Here is a 5,267-nt window from a genome sequence, read left to right as displayed (position 1 = left end):
GTTCCAAAAAATTGTGAGGTTTATGAAAGGGATAATGTTGTCAATATAACTGATAAAACAGAATAAAAAGAGACATGGGGGCGTGCATTCTTTATGGTTATAAACGCATATAAAATGCATTGCTATAAACATCTCATAAAAGATAGCATTCATAAAAAAAAGCCGTGCCAAATGATATGACGCGGCTTTCAAATAGCGTTTTTTATTGATTAAAATGAATCATCCACATGGAGTAATGAATGCATATATACAAAACGTATCATATTGCAAGCGCTCTATGAGAGATATGAAAACTTATCAAAAGAAACGTAAATGTGCGTATGATCTTTAATCACTCATTTGAATTACAGAGCCTATAAACGCTTGTTATGGCTATTAAACGTATCAAACAAATCAAAATGCTCGGTAGCTTTATCAATCCAATCAAAAGCAAATGCATATTAAGTGAATGTCTTGTAAAAACGTTCTTTTTACATTTGGAAGCGTTGGTTTTTACAAAGCAGCTTTTCATAAGAAAAATAAACAAACGCTTTTATAAAATGTAAGGTTTTCAAGATTTTGCTCTGCTGTGAAAGCTAAATCTTAATTTTCTCATAAATGAAACGTTTTTAAGAGCAAATGATAACTAAGTTATAACTGTAATAAAAAAAAGTTTTAACGTTTCTTATAAAGATCTCATTTTATGTTTCAAACGTTTAAACGTGCATTTAAAGAGGTTCTCATAAGCGTATTTGTACTTTTCATAAAACCTAATTTCTTTAAATATTAGCCGGTCCATTTTTGGAGGCATTATCTTAGAATAGAGCATTCTTTAAACATTACAGCTTTTGACTCAAAATTGAGTAAAAACCCATGTGAGATTACAATGGTTTTGAAGTTTTCTTGCTTGCGTTATATCATTAAAAAGCTTTCTCTTTCATAAGACATAACATTGTGATTTTCATTCTATATGTCATGATATTATATTTATGCTGATTACTTATCATTTTCTAAACTTTTAGAAAGCGTTTTAAAAGTGATCTTGTCTTTAAATCCTTTTATGCAATCTTTATAAATTAAACCTATAAGCTTATAAAAGTTTTAAATGATTACTTTCTTATAGGATACTATAACATCTTTAGATTTTGCGCTCCCCAATTTTGGGGACCGTTAATTTTGTTTTTATCATGCGATTAACAATCCAATCATTAAAACAAGATGTGATCTTTAAACGTATGTTATCGATAATTCCAAACAACTAAATTTTAAACAATGTGATTTGTACTGTGATAAAAACGTATCATAAGATTTATAAACTGTTATGAATGATAGCTGCTTTTCATTTCATTTGAATGCACACATGCGTTATAATATTTGTATCATGATTTGCTTTTTATGGTCTATTCATGCATGGCAATCTTATATAAAAAATGATCAAATGAATCATGCATAAAAGTGTGGATTCTTAAGTGGATTCATATAAAATAATTTCACACAACCTATTGACTTTATTGGTTTTTTATGCATAATATGTTATCGAACTCAGATAAACGTTTTTGATTTTAACAGCACTTTCGATATGGCTGGTAGTGCTTGCATCATAAACACCTTGTCCCGCCCGTGTCTCAAACACCACATCACGGCTTTCGTTAAAGTAAAAGGTCTCCCGTTCACAAAAACGAATGGCTGCAAAAATGCTTTCTTGGATTTGTTGAACATACTCATCGGCTATGTCATCAATCTCATCTTGAATGACCGACACTAAGTGCGAAAGTGTTCTCTTATGACGATAAACATCTCGCTTTACAGGTATCGGTCCTCCGGTTTTAATNCGGCTATGTCATCAATCTCATCTTGAATGACCGACACTAAGTGCGAAAGTGTTCTCTTATGACGATAAACATCTCGCTTTACTGGTATCGGTCCTCCAGTCTTAACCCGAATATAATGACGTGTCATCAAAATACCTCTCAGTAAAAATTATTACTATTGATATTATATATATTGTGTAGTATAGTGCACTGATGGTAGCGATAATAAAAACAACAGATGAATTCGATAACTGGTTAGAAAAACTTAAAGACAGAAAAGCTGCTAATATAATTCTTGCAAGGCTTCATAGAATTCGTTCAGGGCTTTTGGGTGATGCAAAGTTTTTTAATGGTATAGGTGAATTACGTATCCACTATGGTGCTGGTTACCGAATTTATTTTACAAAAAAAGGCGATAAAATCATTATATTGCTTTGTGGTGGTGACAAATCCACACAATCCAGTGATATTCAAAAAGCCTTATCTCTTTTAGAGGATCTTAAAAATGAAATTGAAAACCTTTAACTTTGAAAAACACCTCACAACACCAGAATCTCAAGAAGTCTTTTTAAATGAAGCCTTTAAAACTGGTGATGCCTCTCATATAGCGGATGCCCTTGGTATTGTTGCTAGAGCACAAAATATGAGTGCCTTAGCAAAAGAAACCAATCGCGAACGCAGTGGATTATACCGCTCTTTAAGCAAAACAGGTGATCCTAAACTTTCTACCTTAGTCGCTGTCTTATCTGCCCTTAATTTACAACTCTCTGTACAATCTGCTCCATAAATCGTGAGGGGAATTAAGCCTTCCCCTATACCTCTCAACGATTGGTCACGAATTGCACGACCACAACACACTCACCAGCCGCGGTTGTTTTATCCCGTGTTGCATAAAGCGTAAGCTCTTGATCTTCTGGAACAAACTCTTTTTGGTTGGTTGATGTAAAATCTTGAGTGCTTTGGGTTTTGATATCCTTTTCACTAAACTCATTACCACCATAGGTGCTGCCTATCTTTAATTTCGCATCCGAAAACGCTGTCTTCACAAACGCTTTAATCGAAAGGATCATTGCACCACGCGGTAAAGTCCCGATTTTGCGCGTCAAATGCTTATCTTTATGCGAGATATTCAAACGCAAAAAACTGACCTGATGTGTATGAAGATCTCTGCCGTGTAAGTGTCCTGTTACGCCATCTACCATGTCCTATTTCCTTTCCTCATCACTCAACTTCACCGCTGTAGGTGGGGATAACTATCGTTCCAAAATCTTGGGCTCCTTGTGCTCTTCCGGGCATTTGGAAACGCGTTTTCTTCATGCCCATAATTGTATGCACTCCAAAACCGTATTCGCGTTTGTAGTCGAAGGTTTCTTCTTCGATTTTATAGCGGGTCTTACCGTAACTCTTACCAAATGCCATAACGACACTTTGCGCTCCAAGCAAAACAGCACGGCGCACACCTGCAAGACGTGTACTATCCGTGGATTTAACACCATTGGTGACATGCTCTGATTCACGTAAAATCACACCGTTGTACATGCCTAGAGAACCATCAAAGATTGGGTTTTTGGAACGCGAACCGGTATAAGCAGCTTTCTGAATATCAAGCCATTGACCCGTCTCTGTATTAGTGCGCAATTGTGTCACCTGAATGGGATGCAAATACAACACATAAACACTCTCGCCATTCACGCGAACCGGTCTAATTTTAGGATTCGCTAGCTTAGCGCACTGAACCGCTTCATCTATCAATTTAAGATTAAAGCTGTGTTTGGCTTTTTCTGTAAGCTCTTCATCCTTGGTTTTTGCTTCTGGTCGCACAATGCGCTTACTGCTTGGAGCTAATGGTGCATTAAAGCCCCAAAAAAGAGGATCAAGATCAACCAGTTCTCCCTCAAAATTAAGCCTGTTGGCTGTATAACCGCAAGCGTGAACGAAAAACATCAAACTCAAACGGTCCGCATACCAATCTGATAAACTGTTTTTGGCTTCTTCGCGCAAATTAAACAATGTGCGCTGATTATCAATAGTGCCTTCATTGGCAATTCTTGTTCCATGATAAAGTTCATTGATATACAGTTTATCATGAAGGAATTGTAGTGCCTCTTCATTGCCTTCAAGGGTTTCACCCTCACTCACACCACGTCCTGATAACTGAGCTCGCAGACTAAATGTTACACAATCCCCTTTGCCTTTTTGCGTCTCTGTTTTCACCTGAATAATGCTATTGGAATCCTGCCCCATCAAAGGAGCAATAGGAGTTGCTTTGGAGACCTCCGCATCAAGAATTCTCGCCCATGTTTTTAACGCATGGGGATCATTAATCCCTATATGTGTTGTTGCCATTTATTTCACCTTTCTTTGCTATAAAAAAACCGGCTTAAAGCCGGACCACCAACCCGCACCAAAGGCGGCTTATTCTCTAAAAGTCTTTCACTTAATCTTCATCATCTGCACCACTCAATTTGCGTATAAGCACTCGGTTCTTTGGATTACTGTACCACGCTTGAAACTCTTTATCCGTCATAGCGTCCATCGTTTCCCATGAAAGTGGACCCGTCACGCCCCCTCCACCAGATGCCGTTAAGGTTCTCGCAGAATTCTGCCGACTTTGAAGTTCTGCAACTTGATTATTCGCTTGCACTGCTTGGTTCTGATAGCCAAGGTTTTGTGCTATTCTATAAATTTCTTCTGCCGGATTGAGATCTCTTTGTGCACAAGTCGCTACAAGCGCATGCAATTGATCTCTTATAATCGCATCTATTGTGTTTTGTTGTCCATACTCAGGATAAAGTGATGACCAAGAACTCAATTCCTTTGCGCGTGCCTCATAAAGAAAATTTGCCGCGGCATCAAAATCACTGGATTTATTTTGAAACGACTTAACAGAATTATTAAAAAATTCACCAAGACGCATATCGTGCTGCTGCTGTTCCTCAGCTTGTCTTAGCGCTTCTTTCTGTTCCCTAATATACGCATCTTGCTTTTGAATCTTATCTAACATCCACGCCACTAAACGAACAGGGTCCTCACGTAGGTCTGGGGGTGCATTTTCACCTTCAACCATTGGCGTCTGGGATTGGGGTTCATAAAACTTGACAAGCGCTTCACGGGCTTGTTTGGCTTGTTGCTCCACACGCTGCTGTTCTATACTAGGAACAATCTCTGAAGGCTTTTCAACGGGCTGTGCAACCGGCTCTGGAGAGGTGACATCATCATTATCAATCGTTTCACCATCATAAGTGCCAGCATCAAAAGAGCTCTCATCATCAAAGACCGGTGCTCCAACTCTGTAATCTTCATTCATAGCTTCATTCATTTCTGCATTCATTCTTTCACCTTTCTCAACTATGCATACCTCTGTGTAATGCTATTCGCTCTCGCATAATCTGATTGTGTGCCTGATCATTGAGAAGCTTCTGCCGTTCAATCTCATAGCGTTGCTTCATCAGTTCTGCGTCTGTTTTTGCTCTCTCT

The 5,267-nt window shown here is 38.0% G+C and carries 5 protein-coding genes and 1 pseudogene; 2 read left to right on the top strand and 4 right to left on the bottom strand.

What is annotated here, in order from left to right:
• Positions 1 to 1,516: 1,516 nt before the first annotated feature.
• Positions 1,517 to 1,792 (bottom strand): annotated as a pseudogene (locus ACFIJW_RS02850) (hypothetical protein); the annotation flags it as partial.
• A gap of 211 nt (positions 1,793 to 2,003) precedes the next feature.
• On the opposite strand from ACFIJW_RS02850, the gene ACFIJW_RS02845 reads away from it, so the two are divergent.
• Both ACFIJW_RS02845 and ACFIJW_RS02840 read left to right on the top strand, forming a co-directional pair.
• Positions 2,004 to 2,315, top strand: coding sequence for a type II toxin-antitoxin system RelE/ParE family toxin (locus tag ACFIJW_RS02845; RefSeq protein WP_017196508.1), 312 nt, complete (start codon positions 2,004 to 2,006; stop codon positions 2,313 to 2,315).
• Positions 2,296 to 2,577, top strand: coding sequence for an addiction module antidote protein (locus ACFIJW_RS02840; protein ID WP_273788712.1), 282 nt, complete (start codon positions 2,296 to 2,298; stop codon positions 2,575 to 2,577). Before ACFIJW_RS02845 ends, ACFIJW_RS02840 begins: the two co-directional genes overlap by 20 nt.
• A 34-nt stretch (positions 2,578 to 2,611) precedes the next feature.
• Here the strand turns inward: ACFIJW_RS02840 and ACFIJW_RS02835 are convergent, their stop codons facing one another.
• The 3 genes from ACFIJW_RS02835 to ACFIJW_RS02825 all read right to left on the bottom strand — a co-directional run bounded on the left by ACFIJW_RS02835 (position 2,612) and on the right by ACFIJW_RS02825 (position 5,121).
• Positions 2,612 to 2,992 carry a hypothetical protein gene (locus ACFIJW_RS02835; RefSeq protein ID WP_375633221.1) on the bottom strand — a complete coding sequence of 127 codons (381 nt, stop codon included), beginning with the start codon at positions 2,990 to 2,992 and terminating at the stop codon, positions 2,612 to 2,614.
• 19 nt (positions 2,993 to 3,011) lie between these two features.
• Positions 3,012 to 4,136 carry a N4-gp56 family major capsid protein gene (locus ACFIJW_RS02830; protein ID WP_273788714.1) on the bottom strand — a complete coding sequence of 375 codons (1,125 nt, stop codon included), beginning with the start codon at positions 4,134 to 4,136 and terminating at the stop codon, positions 3,012 to 3,014.
• Positions 4,137 to 4,227: 91 nt separating this feature from the next.
• Positions 4,228 to 5,121 carry a hypothetical protein gene (locus ACFIJW_RS02825; protein ID WP_375633220.1) on the bottom strand — a complete coding sequence of 298 codons (894 nt, stop codon included), beginning with the start codon at positions 5,119 to 5,121 and terminating at the stop codon, positions 4,228 to 4,230.
• Between the last annotated feature and the right edge of the window lie 146 nt (positions 5,122 to 5,267).

The sequence above is a fragment of the Bartonella sp. MM97QHHN genome, assembly GCF_042194285.1.
Taxonomy (GTDB): domain Bacteria; phylum Pseudomonadota; class Alphaproteobacteria; order Rhizobiales; family Rhizobiaceae; genus Bartonella.
The sequence above is the reverse complement of the archived record's forward strand: the minus strand, read 5'-3'. Positions and strand labels throughout refer to the sequence as shown.

Excerpts from the sequence above, each read along its gene's own strand:
- ACFIJW_RS02835 (WP_375633221.1), bottom strand. The coding sequence starts at position 2,992 with ATGGTAGATGGCGTAACAGGACACTTACACGGCAGAGATCTTCATACA.
- ACFIJW_RS02830 (WP_273788714.1), bottom strand. The coding sequence starts at position 4,136 with ATGGCAACAACACATATAGGGATTAATGATCCCCATGCGTTAAAAACA.
- ACFIJW_RS02840 (WP_273788712.1), top strand. The coding sequence starts at position 2,296 with ATGAAATTGAAAACCTTTAACTTTGAAAAACACCTCACAACACCAGAA.
- ACFIJW_RS02825 (WP_375633220.1), bottom strand. The coding sequence starts at position 5,121 with ATGAATGCAGAAATGAATGAAGCTATGAATGAAGATTACAGAGTTGGA.
- ACFIJW_RS02845 (WP_017196508.1), top strand. The coding sequence starts at position 2,004 with ATGGTAGCGATAATAAAAACAACAGATGAATTCGATAACTGGTTAGAA.